The sequence below is a fragment of the Streptomyces gossypii genome, from assembly GCF_025165795.1.
In the GTDB taxonomy this organism is placed as follows: Bacteria; Actinomycetota; Actinomycetes; order Streptomycetales; family Streptomycetaceae; genus Streptomyces; species Streptomyces gossypii.
In genome coordinates this window covers 193,554-207,669 of record NZ_JAJAGO010000008.1, presented here as the reverse complement: position 1 = coordinate 207,669, position 14,116 = coordinate 193,554, and the positions used below count along the sequence as shown (strand labels likewise).

Annotated in this window: 9 protein-coding genes; 8 read left to right on the top strand and 1 reads right to left on the bottom strand. The window is 73.0% G+C overall.

The genetic code is table 11. The annotated features are described in order from the left end of the window. Positions 1-32 precede the first annotated feature (32 nt). From LHJ74_RS18670 to nudC, 4 genes are all read left to right on the top strand, one after another. Positions 33-3,800, top strand: coding sequence for an ATP-dependent helicase (locus LHJ74_RS18670; RefSeq protein ID WP_260219213.1), 3,768 nt, complete (start codon positions 33-35; stop codon positions 3,798-3,800). Between the two features lie 83 nt (positions 3,801-3,883). Beyond that, positions 3,884-7,351, top strand: coding sequence for an ATP-dependent DNA helicase (locus tag LHJ74_RS18665; RefSeq protein ID WP_260219212.1), 3,468 nt, complete (start codon positions 3,884-3,886; stop codon positions 7,349-7,351). 33 nt (positions 7,352-7,384) lie between these two features. Continuing rightward, positions 7,385-8,785 carry a dipeptidase gene (locus LHJ74_RS18660; RefSeq protein ID WP_260219211.1) on the top strand — a complete coding sequence of 467 codons (1,401 nt, stop codon included), beginning with the start codon at positions 7,385-7,387 and terminating at the stop codon, positions 8,783-8,785. 89 nt (positions 8,786-8,874) lie between these two features. Beyond that, complete coding sequence (gene nudC / locus LHJ74_RS18655) at positions 8,875-9,813, top strand: NAD(+) diphosphatase (RefSeq protein WP_260219210.1); 939 nt, start codon at positions 8,875-8,877, stop codon at positions 9,811-9,813. A gap of 99 nt (positions 9,814-9,912) precedes the next feature. Here the strand turns inward: nudC and LHJ74_RS18650 are convergent, their stop codons facing one another. After that, positions 9,913-10,176, bottom strand: a complete 264-nt coding sequence (locus tag LHJ74_RS18650; RefSeq protein ID WP_260219209.1) for a glutaredoxin domain-containing protein — start codon at positions 10,174-10,176, stop codon at positions 9,913-9,915. A gap of 194 nt (positions 10,177-10,370) precedes the next feature. Here LHJ74_RS18650 and LHJ74_RS18645 point away from each other — a divergent pair, with 194 nt between their 5' ends. The 4 genes from LHJ74_RS18645 (at position 10,371) to LHJ74_RS18630 (ending at position 14,003) form a co-directional block, all read left to right on the top strand. Then, positions 10,371-12,746, top strand: a complete 2,376-nt coding sequence (locus LHJ74_RS18645) for an ATP-dependent DNA helicase UvrD2 (protein ID WP_311203323.1) — start codon at positions 10,371-10,373, stop codon at positions 12,744-12,746. 148 nt (positions 12,747-12,894) lie between these two features. Next, positions 12,895-13,185 carry a hypothetical protein gene (locus LHJ74_RS18640; protein ID WP_260219208.1) on the top strand — a complete coding sequence of 97 codons (291 nt, stop codon included), beginning with the start codon at positions 12,895-12,897 and terminating at the stop codon, positions 13,183-13,185. Between the two features lie 135 nt (positions 13,186-13,320). After that, complete coding sequence (locus LHJ74_RS18635; protein WP_260219207.1) at positions 13,321-13,683, top strand: WhiB family transcriptional regulator; 363 nt, start codon at positions 13,321-13,323, stop codon at positions 13,681-13,683. Beyond that, a complete protein-coding gene (locus LHJ74_RS18630) occupies positions 13,680-14,003 on the top strand; it encodes a putative WhiB-interacting protein (RefSeq protein WP_260219206.1) in 324 nt (107 codons plus the stop codon). Before LHJ74_RS18635 ends, LHJ74_RS18630 begins: the two co-directional genes overlap by 4 nt. Positions 14,004-14,116: the final 113 nt, after the last annotated feature.

The following is a 14,116-nucleotide window of genomic DNA, read 5'->3' as shown; positions in this document are numbered from 1 at the left end:
TGCACCACCCAGCACGGACCCTCTCCTAGGCGATGCACGTGAGCTCCTCCATCCCGTCCGCGACGACCCGGCCAGCCGCGCCGGCCAGTGTGTACCGCCTGGTGCGCACCCCACCGAAGCCTGTCGATCTCCCTGCTTTGGACGCACGGCAGCGTGCGGTGGTTGACCATCCCGGCGGCCCGCTCCTCGTGCTCGCGGGGCCGGGCACGGGCAAGACGACGACGCTGGTCGAGGCCGTCACCGAGCGGCTGCGCCAGGGCGGCGACCCGGAGCGCATCCTCGTGCTGACCTTCAGCCGCAAGGCCGCCGTCGAGCTGCGCGACCGGATGGCAGCGCGCAACCGGGGGTCCGGCGCGCCACAGGCCACCACCTTCCACTCGTACTGCTACGCGCTCGTGCGGGCCCACCAGGACGCCGATCTGTTCGCGGAGCCGCTGCGGCTGCTGTCCGGGCCCGAACAGGACCTCTACATCCGCGAGCTGCTCGCGGGACAGCTGGAGCTGGCGGCCGAGGGCCGCGCCCGTACCGCCTGGCCCGACGAGCTGCGCGCCTGCCTCACCACCCGTGGCTTCGCCGACGAGGTGCGGGCGGTGCTCGCCCGCAGCCGCGAACTGGGCCTCGGCCCCGACGCGCTGGCCGCGTTCGCCCACCGCACCGGACGTCCCGACTGGGGGGCGGCGGCGGACTTCCTGGCCGAATACCTGGACGTGCTGGACGCGCAGGGCGTACTCGACTACGCCGAACTGGTGCACCGCGCGGTGCTCCTCGCGGAGCGCGACGAGGTCGCCCGAGAACTGCGCGGCCGGTACGACGCGATCTATGTGGACGAGTACCAGGACACCGACCCCTCCCAGGTACGGCTGCTGAGCGCGCTGGCCTCGGGCGGCCGGACGCTGACCGCCTTCGGCGACCCCGACCAGTCCGTCTACGCCTTCCGTGGTGCGGACATCAACGGCATCCTCGACTTCCGCAACAGCTTCCCGCGGCTTGACGGCAGCCCCGCGCCCGTCGCGGTGCTGGGCACCAACCGCCGCTCCGGCGCGGAGCTGCTGAAGGCCACCCGCGAACTGACCCGCCGGATGCCGCTCAGCCGACTCCCCGCCGACGCCGTACGCGCGCACCGTGCCCTCGCTCCGGCGCGCGGCGGCGGACGGGTGGAGGTCATGACCTGCCCCACGGCGGGAGCCGAGCTCGACACCGTCGCGGACATCCTGCGCCGGGCCCATCTGGAAGAAGGCGTGCCCTGGCACGAGATGGCCGTCCTGGTGCGGGCGGGCGGCCGGTCGATCCCGGCCGTGCGCCGCGCCCTGACCTCGGCGGGCGTCCCGCTGGAGATCGACGGCGACGACCTGCCGCTGCGCCACGAACCAGCGGTCGCACCCCTGCTCACCGCGCTGCGCGCGGTAGCCGACGCGGCGACGGCCGACACGACGCCGCCACCGCCACCCGGCACGGCCGAATCCTTGGACCCCGCACCCGCCCCCGACGGCACGGACGCCCTCGCCCAGCCCGGCACCACCCAGCCTTCCGCGGCGACCGCCCCGAACCCGCCTGAGCCCGCCACCTCTGGCGCACCCACCGCACCGGGGTCTCCCGCCGCCGCAGCGGGTGGCGCAGCGGGCGCACCAGACGCGTCGCCCGCGGCCCCTGGGCCCGACGCCCGGGCAGGATCCGGGGGCACCGGGAGTTCGCCTGTCACAACTGGCGACACGCCCGGCGCAGGCGCTGCCCCCTCCGGAGGTGCCGCCCCGCACGTCGGTGCGCTGCCTCCGGAGGGCGAAGCCCCCGCTGCCGCAGCGAGCGGGGCCGAGGCCGCACCCGGCGCGGTGAGCGGCGGCACACGCGCTGCGGTCCCCGGTCCGGGGCCGGACGCGGCACCCGGCGAGGACGGGCAGAGCGCGGCACAGCCGCAAGTGTGGTTGGACACGACGACGGCGCTGTCGCTCCTCGCGTCCCCGCTCGGCGGAATGGACGCCGCCGACCTGCGACGGCTCGGACGTGCGCTGCGGGACGAGGAGCGGGCGGCGGGCCACCCCGTGCCGCGTCCCTCCGACACGCTGCTGGCCGAGGCGCTGGCCGAGCCCGAACGGCTGGTCGCCCACGACCCGGCCTACGCGCGAGGCGCCCAGCGGCTTGGGCTGCTGCTGCGCAAGGCGCGGGAGCTGCTGGCCGGCGGTGGCACGGCCGAGGAGGCGCTGTGGGAGCTGTGGGACGGCACCGCCTGGCCCGGTCGGCTGGAGCGCTCCGCGCAGCGCGGCGGCGCGGCCGGGCGCAACGCGGACCGGGATCTGGACGCGGTGTGCGCGTTGTTCGCCGCCGCGGCCAGGGCCGAGGAGCGTACCGGGGGCCGTGGTGCGCTCAACTTCCTGGAGGAGATCGATGCCCAGGACATCGCGGCCGACAACGTCGCGGCCCGTGCCGTGCGTCCCGACGCCGTACGGCTGATGACCGCGCACCGTTCCAAGGGCCTGGAGTGGCGGCTGGTCGTGGTCGCCGGGGTGCAGGAGGGGCTGTGGCCGGATCTGCGGCGGCGCGGCTCGCTTCTGGAGGCCGACCGGATCGGCCGCGACGGCCTGGCGGCGCCGCTGCCGCCGGGTGCGCTGCTCGCCGAGGAGCGGCGGCTGTTCTACGTGGCGGCGACGCGGGCCCGGGAGCGGCTGGTCGTCACGGCTGTGCGCGCCCAGGCCGACGACGGCGACCAGCCGTCCCGGTTCCTGACCGAACTGGGTGTCGAACCCCGGGTCGTCACCAGCCGTCCCCGCCGCCCGTTGTCCGTGGCGGCGCTGGTGGCCGAACTGCGCGCCGTCACCGTCGACCCCGCCGCGTCCCCCGCGCTGCGGGAGGCCGCCGCCGCGCGGCTGGCGCGGCTGGCCGCGTTGCGGGACGACGAGGACCATCCGCTGGTACCGGCCGCGCATCCGCAGCGCTGGTGGGGCCTCTACGCGCCGACTCGTTCGCAGCTGCCGGTACGGGACCGGACGCAGCCCGTCGCGCTCTCCGGCAGCGCGCTGGAGCAGCTGGCCACCACCTGTTCGCTGCAGTGGTTCCTGGGCCGGGAGGTGAAGGCGGACACGCCCGCCACCGCCGCACAGGGCTTCGGCAACGTCGTCCACGTCCTCGCGGACGAGGTCGCCTCCGGTGGCACGCCCGCCGATCTGTCCGTACTGATGGAGCGGCTGGACTCGGTGTGGGACGGGCTGTCGTTCGACGCGCCCTGGAAGTCCCGGCAGGAGAAGGAGAACGCCCGTGCCGCGCTGGAGCGCTTCCTGCGCTGGCATGTGATGGAGCGCGGCGCGGGCCGCCGTACGGTCGGCAGTGAACACGCCTTCGACGTCACGCTGGACGCCGGTGAGTACGCGATCCGGATCCGGGGCAGCATGGACCGCGTCGAGACGGACGCGCAGGGGCGCGCGTATGTCGTCGACTTCAAGACCGGCAAGGTCAAGCCGAGCAGCGCCGAGATCGCCCGGCACCCGCAACTCGCCGTCTATCAGCTGGCCATGGCCGAGGGCGCGGCCGACGCACTGTTCGACGGCCGCCGTCCGGCGCCGGGTGGCGCCGAACTCGTCCAGCTGCGGCTGGGTGCCCCCAAGCGGGAGGGCGGCGACGCGCTGCCCGCCGTGCAGCGGCAGGACGCGCCGGACGAGGCGGGCTCGGCAGAGATCGGGGAGCTGCTGGCGACGGCGGCGGGGCGGGTGCTGGATGAACGATTCACCCCCGCGACCGGACGGCACTGCGCGCACTGCGCCTTCCGCAGCTCCTGCTCGGCGCAGCCCGAGGGCCGCCAGGTCGTCGAGTGAGCCGGATCGTCGAGTGAGCCGGGTCGTCGGCGACGGGGCGGACGAGTCGCCCGCTGTCGGTGGCGACCGTTAGCGTCTCCCTCGTGCCCGCACCTCTCACCGACCCCGCGCAGCTCAAGGAACTCCTGGGCATTCCCTTCACCCCGGAGCAGCTGGCCTGCATCACCGCCCCGCTCGCACCGCAGGTCATCGTGGCCGGAGCCGGTTCGGGCAAGACGACGGTGATGGCGGCGCGCGTCGTCTGGCTGGTCGGCACCGGGCAGGTAGCCCCCGAACAGGTGCTCGGGTTGACCTTCACCAACAAGGCCGCCGGGGAGCTTGCCGAGCGGGTGCGCGCCGCGCTCGTCCGTGCCGGGGTCACCGACCCCGGCGAGCCGGGGGCCGTGCTCCCTGAGGAGCCGCCAGGCGAGCCGCAGATCCTCACCTACCACGCCTTCGCCGGACGCCTCCTCAAGGAGCACGGCCTCCGGCTCGGCATCGAACCGGGCACCCGGCTGCTCGCTGATGCCACCCGCTTCCAGCTCGCCGCCCGCGTACTCGCCTCCGCCAGCGGCCCCTTCGAGGGGCTGCGCAACGCCCTGAGCACCCATGTCCGCGACCTCCTCGCGCTGGACGGCGAGCTGTCCGAGCACCTGGTCCCGCCCGCCGAGCTGCGCGCGTACGACGCAGGGCTGCTCGCCGAACTGGCGGAGGCGGAGCTGACGAACCAGGATCTGCGCAAGATCCCCGAAGCCGCGCTCGCCCGTGGCGAGCTGCTCGGCCTCGTCGAGGAGTACCGCCGCCGCAAGCGTGAGCGCGACCTGCTGGACTTCGGTGACCAGATCGCCCTGTCCGCCACCCTCGCGCGCGATGTGCCGGAGGTCGGCCGTCTGCTGCGCGGCGAGTTCGGCGTCGTCATGCTGGACGAGTACCAGGACACCTCGGTCGCCCAGCGCATCCTGCTCGCCGGACTCTTCGGCGCGGGAGCGGGGCATCCCGTCACCGCCGTCGGCGACCCCTGCCAGGCCATCTACGGCTGGCGTGGCGCCTCCGTCGCCAACCTCGACGACTTCCCCGAGCACTTCCCGGCCGCCGACGGCAGCCCGGCCCCCCGCCTCGCGCTGAGCGAGAACCGCCGCAGCGGCGGCCGTCTGCTGCGCCTCGCCAACACCCTTGCCGCCCCGCTGCGCGCCCGGCACGAGGGCGTCGAGGCGCTGCGTCCGGCGCCCGGCGCCGAGCACGAGGGCGTCGTGCGCTGCGCCTTGCTGGAGACGCACGCCCAGGAGCTGGCGTGGCTGGCCGACTCCGTCGCCCATCTGGTGCGTACGGGCACGCCGCCCGGCAGCATCGCAGTGCTGTGCCGTACCGGCGGGGATTTCGCCGAGATCCAGGGCGCGCTGGTCGCGCGCGAGGTGCCGGTCGAGGTCGTCGGCCTGTCCGGGCTGGTGCACCTGCCGGAGATCGCCGATCTGGTGGCCATGTGCGAGGTCCTCCAGGACCCGACCGCCAACGCTCCGCTGGTGCGACTGCTGTCCGGGCCGCGCTGGCGCATCGGCCCCCGCGACCTCGCCCTGCTGGGGCGGCGCGCGCGGCGGCTCGTCCAGCGCGACGAGCCGGGCAGCCGGGATGCCGAGCGACGGCTCGCGGCGGCCGTGGAGGGGGTGGACACCACGGAGGTCATCTCGCTGGCCGACGCCCTCGACACCTTCCTGGAAGGCCGAGGTGAGCTGGACGAGCTGCCCTTCTCGGCGGCGGCCCGGGTCCGCTTCGCCCGGTTCGCGGCGGAGATCCGGGAACTGCGGCGCTCGCTGGCCGAGCCGCTGATGGACGTGCTGCACCGGGTGCTGGCCGTCACCGGACTGGAGGTCGAGCTGTCCGCCTCGCCGCACGCCCTGGCGGCCCGCCGCCGCGAGACCCTCAGCTCCTTCCTGGACATCGCTGCGGGCTTCGCGAATCTGGACGGCCAGGCGACGCTGCTCGCCTTCCTCGGTTTCCTGCGCACCGCCGTGCAGTACGAGAAGGGCCTGGACAGCTCGCTGCCGGGCGGGGAGGACACCGTGAAGGTGCTCACCGCGCACAAGGCCAAGGGACTCGAATGGGATGTCGTGGTGGCGCCCGGCCTGGTCGCGGGGCACTTCCCCAGCGAGCAGAGCCGCGACTCCTGGCTGTCCCGGCCCGGCGTCCTGCCGCACGCCCTGCGCGGGGACGCCGCGACGCTGCCCCGGATGGGGGAGTGGACGGCGAAGGCGCGCAAGGCGTACGACGCCGAGCTGCGCGACCACCAGGCCACCGAGGAACTGCGGCTGGGCTATGTGACCTTCACCCGTCCGCGCTCACTGCTCCTCGGTTCCGGCCACTGGTGGGGTCCGGACCAGAAACGGCAGCGGGGCCCGTCCGCCTTCCTGGAGGCCCTGCGGGCGCACTGCGAGGCCGACGAGGCACACGGCGAGGTGGAGGTGTGGGCCGAGGCACCGGCCGAGGGCGCCGGAAACCCCGCTCTGGAGGAGCCCGCCGAGGAGCGCGCCTGGCCGCTGCCGCTGGACGAGGGGGCGATGGCGCGGCGCAGGGAGGCGGAGGCGCGGGTGCTGGCGTACCTTGAGGAGGGCGGCGCGGGCGCTGCTCCCGGAGACCCGCGAGACCCCGGAGGTTACGGGAGCGGCATCCCGGCGCAGCGGGCACCGGCAGAGCCCGCAGAGCCGGGAGCACCCGCGTCCTCCGGGGCGGAGCCGGATGGGGAGCCGGACGGGCTCACTCCCGAGGAGGCCCGTCTCACCGCCTCCTGGGACCGCGATCTGGAGGCACTCGCCACCGAGCTGCGCCGTACGCGCGCGGTCGTACGCGACGTCCCGCTGCCCGCCTCGCTCTCCGCCTCGCAGCTGACACGGCTGGCGGCCGATCCCGGAACCTTCGCGCGGGAGCTGGCCCGCCCCATGCCACGTCCGCCGCAGCCGGCCGCCGCCCGGCGCGGGACGCGCTTTCACGCGTGGGTCGAGTCCCGCTTCGAGGAGCTGACCCTGCCGATGCTCGGCCCGGACGAACTGCCGGGGGCGGGCGGCGGGAGCGGCGGCGTCGGCGAGGAGGAGCCTTCGGAGATCGCGGACGAGCGAGACCTGGCCGTGCTGAAGGCAGCCTTCGAGCGCACCGAGTACGCCCGCCGCACGCCGTACCGGGTCGAGGCGCCCTTCCAGCTCACGCTCGCGGGTCGTACGGTGCGCGGCCGTATCGACGCGGTTTACCAGGAGGAGGGGCCGGAGGGCGAGACGCTCTGGGAGATCGTCGACTGGAAGACCAACCGCAGCCGGAACGCCGACCCGCTCCAGCTCGCCGTCTACCGGCTGGCCTGGGCCGAGCAGCGGGGCGTACCGGTGTCGGCGGTCGGCGCGGCGTTCCTCTATATCCGCACCGGCGAGCTGGTGCGCCCGCCGGAGCTGCCGGGCCGGGCCGCCCTGGAGCGGCTCCTGCTGGGAGAGGAGCCCGAGCCGGAGCTGGATCCGGAGCCGGAGCCGGATCCGGAGCCCGTGCCGGATCCGTACGAGGACTGGCCCCAGGAGGGCGGCCACCCGCACCCGTGAGGACGCGCGCTCCGCTCCGGATAGGCTCACCGTATGAGCACCATCCCGGACAGCGCCGTCCGCAGCTTTCTCGACCTCTCGCGGGACGCGTTCCTCGATGAGCTCGCGGAGTGGCTGCGTATTCCCTCCGTTTCCGCCGACCCGGCCCATGCCGGGGACGTGCGCCGCAGCGCCGGCTGGCTGGCCGGCAAGCTGACGGAGACCGGCTTCCCCACCGTCGAGGTGTGGGAGACCCCGGGTCATCCGGCAGTCTTCGCCGAGTGGCCCACCGAGGACCCGCAGGCCCCGACCGTCCTGGTCTACGGACACCACGACGTCCAGCCGGCCGCCCGTGAGGACGGCTGGCACACCGAGCCCTTCGAGCCCGTACGACGCGACGGGCGGCTGTACGGGCGCGGCGCGGCGGACGACAAGGGGCAGGTGTTCTTCCACACACTCGGCGTCCGCGCGCATCTCGCGGCCACCGGCCGCACCGCACCCGCCGTCCACCTCAAGCTGCTGATCGAGGGCGAGGAGGAGTCCGGCTCCGCGCATTTCACGGAGCTGATCCGGGCCCGCGCCGACCGGCTCTCCTGTGACGCGGCACTCGTCTCGGACACCGGCATGTGGTCGGCGGAAACCCCGACGGTCTGCACCGGCATGCGCGGCCTCACCGACTGCCAGATCGACCTGTACGGGCCCGATCAGGACATCCACTCCGGTTCCTTCGGCGGCGCCGTCCCCAACCCGGCCACCGAGGCCGCACGGCTGGCCGCCGCCCTGCACCACGAGGACCGCAGCGTGGCGGTGCCCGGCTTCTACGACGGCATCGTGGAGCTGTCGCCCCGGGAGCGCGCACTCTTCGCCGAACTGCCCTTCGACGAGAGCGCATGGCTTCGTACGGCCCACTCGCACGCCGCCCTCGGCGAGGAGGGCTACTCCACCCTGGAACGCGTCTGGGCCCGGCCCACCGCCGAGGTCAACGGCATCAGCGGCGGCTACCAGGGCCCGGGCGGCAAGACGATCGTGCCGTCCCGTGCGCAGCTCAAACTCTCCTTCCGCACCGTCGCCGGACAGGACGCCGAGAAGATCCAGCAGGCGGTGCGCGAATGGACCGCGCGGCTGCTGCCCCCGGGCATCCGCCACGAGATCACCTTCTGGGGCGCCACCCGTCCCTGCCTCACCCCGCTCGACCACCCCGCGCTCCAGTCCGTGCTGCGGGCGATGGGCCGCGCCTTCGGTGAGCCGATCCGGCTCACCCGTGAGGGCGGTTCGGGACCGGCGGCCGATCTGCAGGACGTGCTCGGTGTCCCGGTGCTCTTCCTGGGCATCTCTGTCCCGTCGGACGGCTGGCACGCGCCGAACGAGAAGGTCGAACTGGACTTGCTGATGAAGGGCGCGGAGTCCGCCGCCTACCTCTGGGAAGACCTCGCCGAACACTGGAGCGCGCGCTGACACCGACGAACGCACACCGAGCGCACCGCGTACCCGCACCGATGGACATCTCGGATACGCACACCGATGACAAGGGGATTCGGGAAGCCGTGACCACCTGGACCGACCGTGCCGCCAAGCTGCCGATCACCCTGTCCGGCACCGGCACCATCGACCGCGCCGCCCACCACCGGCTGGACGAGGCATGGCTGGCGGCGGCCTGGAGCCATCCCACCACCAGGGTGTTCGTGGTATCCGGCGGACAGGCACTCGTCGAGGACACCGAGGACGGGCGCACCGAACTGGTGACCATGCCCTCCTTCGACGCCCCCGTCACCGAGGAGCACCGCTACTTCCTGGGCATCGATGCCGAGGGCGTGCGCTATTTCGCGCTGCAGAAGGATTCGCTGCCCGGGCGGATGGACGAGGCCGCCCGCCCCGCCGGGCTGCGCGAGGCGGGCACGCTCCTCTCGGAGCGCGACTCGGAGCTCCTGGTGCACGCCGTCGCCCTGGAGAACTGGCAGCGCCTGCACCGCTTCTGCTCGCGGTGCGGCGAGCGTACGGTCATCGCCGCGGCCGGACACATCCGCCGCTGCCAGGCGTGCGGCGCCGAGCACTATCCGCGCACCGACCCGGCGGTGATCATGCTGGTCACCGATGACGAGGACCGCGCGTTGCTCGGCCGCCAGGTGCACTGGCCCGAGGGGCGCTTCTCCACGCTCGCCGGATTCGTGGAGCCGGGAGAGTCGATCGAGCGCGCGGTTGTCCGCGAGGTCGCCGAGGAGGCCGGTGTCACCGTCGGCGATGTGGAGTACGTCGCCAGCCAGCCGTGGCCGTTCCCGTCCAGCCTGATGCTGGGCTTCATGGCCCACGCGACCTCGCCCGAGGTGCAGGTGGACGGTGAGGAGATACAAGAGGCCCGATGGTTCACCCGCGACGAGCTGCGGTCCGGGATCGAATCCGGCGAGGTGCTGCCTCTGATGGGGATATCCATCGCCGCCCGGCTCGTCGAACTCTGGTACGGCAAGCCGCTGCCCCGCCCGCTGTAGACGCTCCCGCGGCCGCGCCGCGGTGCCGCCCGCCGACGCCCGGGTGTGTCACACCCGGGCGCTCGGGCCGGCTCGCCCCTCCGGCAGGCCCAGGACGCCCTAGCTGGCCAGGGCCTGCTTGACCTGGGCCAGGCTCGGGTTCGTCATGACTACCGACTCGCCTCCGGCGGTCGGGATCACCTGGAGCGTCGGCACCGTCTGGTTGCCGCCGTTCGCCTTCTCCACGAAGGCTGCGGATTCGGCGTCGTGCTCGATGTTCACCTCGGTGTACGCGATTCCCTCGCGGTCCATCTGGCCCTTCAGTCGACGGCAGTAGCCGCACCAGGTGGTGCTGTACATCGTCACGGTTCCGGTACCCGGCATGGGCGCTCGCGCTCCTTCGTGCGTCATCGTGGGGATTGCGAAGAGGGAACGTGCGAACCTCCCGGGGCATTCCCGTCTCCCGGTCTTCTCCGGCCCTCATGGGCTGTCCCGTAGCCGCCGGAATCGTACGAACAATCCGCCCCGGCTGTGGACGACGGGCTCAGGAGCCTCGGGGGACCTGACAGCATGGAGGGGTGACAGGAGCAACGGACAGCACTCTCTTCCCCCAGGCATCCCAGGCAACTCAGGATCCCGGCGCCCCGCCTGCCCCCGGGGCCGCGGTCCGCTCCGACTACGTGCTGCCGCCGCAGGACGCCGACGCCGTGCTGGAGGGGCTCGACCCCGAGCAGCGTGCGGTCGCCACGGCCCTCAGCGGGCCCGTGTGCGTGCTGGCCGGGGCGGGCACGGGCAAGACCCGGGCCATCACGCACCGGATCGCCTACGGGGTGCGGGCCGGGATACTGCCGCCCGCGAGCATTCTCGCCGTCACCTTCACCAACCGCGCCGCGGGCGAGATGCGCGGGCGGCTGCGCCAGCTCGGAGCCACCGGTGTCCAGGCGCGGACTTTCCATTCCGCCGCGCTGCGCCAGCTCCAGTACTTCTGGCCGCGCGCGGTCGGCGGCGAGCTGCCCCAGCTGCTGGAGCGCAAGATCCAGCTGGTGGCCGAGGCTGCCGCGCGCTGCCGTATCCGGCTCGACCGCAACGAACTGCGCGATGTCACCGCGGAGATCGAGTGGTCCAAGGTCAGTCAGGCCGTGCCGGAGGACTACCCGGCGGCGCTGGCCAAATCCGGCCGCGAAGCCCCGCGCGACCCGGCGGAGACCGGCCGGATCTACGCGCTCTACGAGCAGCTGAAGCGGGACCGCTCGGTGATCGACTTCGAGGATGTGCTGCTGCTGGCGGTCGGTGTGCTCCAGGACCGCCCGGACATCGCGGAGACGGTGCGCGGCCAGTATCAGCACTTCGTCGTGGACGAGTACCAGGACGTCAGCCCCTTGCAGCAGCGTCTGCTGGAGCTCTGGGTGGGCGACCGCGACAACCTGTGCGTGGTCGGCGACGCCAGCCAGACGATCTATTCCTTCACCGGCGCCACCCCCGACCACCTGCTTGATTTCCGTACCCGGCACCCCGACGCGACGGTGGTGAAGCTCGTCCGCGACTACCGCTCCACCCCACAGGTCGTGCACCTCGCCAACGGACTGCTCGGTCAGGCCCGGGGCCGTGCCGCTGAGCACCGGCTGGAGCTGATCTCCCAGCGCGAGGCGGGCCCCGACCCGGTCTACAGCGAGTACCCGGACGAGCCCGCCGAGGCCGAGGGCACCGCCAAGCGGGTCCGCGCGCTGATCGACTCCGGGGTGCCCGCCAGCGGGATCGCCGTGCTCTTCCGGATCAACGCGCAGTCCGAGGTGTACGAGCAGGCACTTGCCGACGCGGGGGTGCCGTACCAGCTCCGTGGCGCCGAGCGGTTCTTCGAGCGTGCCGAGGTGCGCGAGGCAGGAGTCGCACTGCGTGGCGCGGCGCGCGCCGGGGGGAACGACACCCTGCTGGACGACGCGGTGGACCTGCCCTCCCAGGTGCGGGCGGTGCTGACCTCCCGGGGGTGGACCACGGAGCCGCCGGCCGGTTCGGGGGCGGTCCGGGACCGCTGGGAGTCGCTGGCCGCCCTGGTGCGGCTGGCGGAGGACTTCCGCCGGGCCAGCCCGCAGGCCGCGCTCGCGGATTTCGTCGCCGAGCTGGACGAGCGGGCCAACGCCCAGCACGCGCCGACGGTCGAGGGCGTCACGCTCGCCTCGCTGCACTCGGCCAAGGGGCTGGAGTGGGACGCCGTCTTCCTGGTGGGTCTCACCGAGGGCATGATGCCGATCACCTACGCCAAGACGGACGAGCAGGTCGAGGAGGAGCGGAGGCTGCTGTATGTGGGGGTGACCAGGGCCCGGCTCCACCTCGGGCTCTCCTGGGCGCTTTCCCGCTCCCCTGGCGGCCGCGCCGGACGCCGCCCCAGCCGCTTCCTCAACGGACTGCGGCCGGGCTCCTCGACGTCCGGTGCCCGTACGGCGGGCGGCGGCGGAGCCGGCGGTGTCGAGCGCGGCGGTGGCGGCCGGGGGCGCAAGCGGCGCGGCCCGGTGCTGTGCCGGGTGTGCGGGCGCACCCTGACCGATGCCGGAGAGATGAAGCTGATGCGCTGCGAGGGCTGCCCCTCGGATTTGGACGAGCAGTTGTACGACCGGCTGCGGGAGTGGCGCTCGGGCCAGGCCAAGGAGCTCGGCCAGCCTGCCTACTGCGTCTTCACGGACAAGACACTGATGGCCATCGCGGAGACGGTGCCGGACGACGCGGCCGGGCTGTCTCGGATCTCCGGGGTGGGTGCCCGCAAGCTGGACCGCTTCGGGGCCGACGTACTGGCCCTCTGCGCGGGCGGGGAGCCCGGCGCTGAGGCGGACGGGGAAGCAAGCGGGGAAGCGGGCGAGAAACCAGTCGTCGCGCCTGTCCCGGAGCCCGTCACAGACGCCGCCGCAGAGTCTGACCCGGAGCCTGTCACAGAGGCTGTTACAGAACAGACGGGAAAATAGTTTGCGCCAGCGGCACGCAGCCTCATAGCCTTCCAGACGTGGACAGGGCGGGGCTACTCGCACCGAGCTTTCCATGCTGTACTGAACGCTGAACATCCACGGACCAGCTTCGACCGGTCCCTCAAGACGCCGAAAGGAGGCGAGCCCAGTGATTGACCTCATCAACACCACCAAACTGACCGGTCACTCGGTGATTGCCTCCTGCCTGCCCTCTGTCCGCCTGCACAGCGCCGGTGTGTCCGGTGTCGTGCTCGTCGGCGGTAATGAGCGGCTCGGCGGCGATGAGCGACCGATCAAGGCACCCGCGGCGGCAGTGGCACAGGCGCAGTCCTATGTCTCTGCATTTGCAGCCAACGGTGCCGGCGAAGGAAGCCAGAAGACGCAGCAGCACTCGATGTGGGCCTTCCGTGGCCACGATCCCTGGAGAGATCCAGCCTGATCAGCAAGATCAGGTCGGTACCTTCCAGGGCCGCGGAACCCACATCGGGATCCGCGGCCCTTCTGTTTTCCCCAGCCGCCCGGCCACCAGCCGGGCCGACCAGACGACAGACCAAAAGACGAGGAAGACCCGACAGTGCAGATCGAGACGCACGCCACGTCACCGACCACCGACCTGATCCCGCCCGACGCCACGGAGGACACCTTGACCGCCCCGCTCACCACTCTCACCGCGCTCGACGAGGCAATTGAGCGCCTCGGCGTCGCCGTGCCGTGCCGCTCGTACGACCCGGAGGTCTTCTTCGCCGAGGCTCCCGCTGATGTCGAGTACGCGAAGTCGCTCTGCCAGACCTGCCCGCTGCGTGACGCATGCCTCGCCGGTGCGAAGGACCGGCGTGAGCCCTGGGGTGTCTGGGGCGGCGAGCTCTTCGTCCAGGGCGTCGTCGTGCCGCGCAAGCGGCCGCGTGGCCGTCCCCGCAAGAACCCGGTTGTGGCATGAATGCCCGGGGCACTCTCAGCAGCCCGTCCTCACGGGACCCCCGACGCCAGCCGGCGAAGCAGCACCAGGCGATGAGGCATACGGCCTCAGGCGCCTACTCCCCGCGTCGAACCGACGCGGGCACCCCGACGCAGAACAGGAACAGAGAAATGCAACTCATGCCAGAATCCCTGACCCGTGCGCATATCCACTCACGCCTCCAGGAGGCCGAGTCCGAACGCAGGGCGCTGCGAGTGGTGAACGCCCGCCGCTTGCAGCGCCGCGCCGAGCGTGCCTCGCTGCGTGCCCGCCGTGCGATCGCCATGGCGGTGATGCAGTAAAGGCCACGCAGCACAGGGCCTAGAAGCGGCACTGATGACCGAGCGAGGAGCCGGGGCGTTGCGCCCCGGTTCCTTCGCGTATCCGGGTCTATCTTCGGGAAGGTGGAAGAGAA